We start from the raw sequence: 985 nt of genomic DNA, 5'->3' as shown, positions 1-985 counted from the left end.
CTGATCCGAATGGAGCACTGCTTCCGAGACGTCTCTTTTTCTTGTCCACTGTTCAAAAGTGTCGAGCACAAGTTTAACGTCGTTGCGTTCAGATAACTGCCAAGCCACGATCTCATTGTTGAAGAGATCTTGAATGACTGATAGGTAGTGAAAGTTAGTGCCATCGGAAATATATGTAATATCGGTGACCATTTTCTGCTGTGGCGCTGTGGCATGAAATTGGCGCTTCAATCGGTTAGGATACACAACAGACGGTGTATAATTGGATTGTTTTCGTTTCTTGCGAATGACCGATTGAATCGCCATGTCTTTCATCAGTCGCCACACTTTCTTGTGATTGACGAGATGGCCGGCTTCCCACAAAGCTGTCATCATTCGGGGGTACCCGAAGTAAGGATGCGCGAAATGAATGGCCATCATATGTTCTTTAATTTCATAATCTTTCAATTGCTTCTCGCTACGCAGATGCTTCGTGGCTCGCCATTTGTAGTAGCTGGCTCTTGGTATTCCTGCAATGGTTAACAGGCGTGTAACGCCGTGTAGATGGCGTAGCCCTTCGATTACTCCATAGTTGTCTCGCTGACTGAGGGTTTCTCCTTTGCTAGATTTGGATACCGCTTTTTTAAGTAGTCCACCTGCGCTTTCAAATAATCTCGCTCTTCCTCTACAGTGTCAAAGACGGTACGTGGGCGTCCTTTAAGTGGATTAGATATCCCTTTGCGTACATCGAATGCCTCCCCTTCCCGCCATTTCTTCACCCACACTTTTAATTGGGTGCAATGTCTGATTGCCAACCTTGCTGCTACTACTTTATAGCTCATCGACCCCTCAATGTATTCTTTCACAGCTGCTAACTTGAAATCCTCCGTATACTGTTGAAACGTTTGTCCCTTTTTAGCCATACAAAAATCCCCTCCAAGTTCACTCGTTCCTTATGATAACATAAGGTTTTTTTCAGAGTGTCTACTTAAAGGGGATAATATCA

The 985-nt window shown here is 44.5% G+C and carries 1 protein-coding gene and 1 pseudogene; both read right to left on the bottom strand.

What is annotated here, in order from left to right:
* A pseudogene (locus RB620_RS30135) lies at positions 1-567 on the bottom strand (IS3 family transposase); the annotation flags it as partial.
* Complete coding sequence (locus RB620_RS30130) at positions 561-902, bottom strand: transposase (RefSeq protein WP_308100858.1); 342 nt, start codon at positions 900-902, stop codon at positions 561-563. The pseudogene RB620_RS30135 and the gene RB620_RS30130, both read right to left, overlap by 7 nt.
* Between the last annotated feature and the right edge of the window lie 83 nt (positions 903-985).

This window comes from Paenibacillus sp. LHD-117, assembly GCF_030929555.1.
Taxonomy (GTDB): domain Bacteria; phylum Bacillota; class Bacilli; order Paenibacillales; family Paenibacillaceae; genus Pristimantibacillus.
This window is presented reverse-complemented; position numbering and strand designations above follow the sequence as displayed.

Excerpts from the sequence above, each read along its gene's own strand:
- RB620_RS30130 (WP_308100858.1), bottom strand. The coding sequence starts at position 902 with ATGGCTAAAAAGGGACAAACGTTTCAACAGTATACGGAGGATTTCAAG.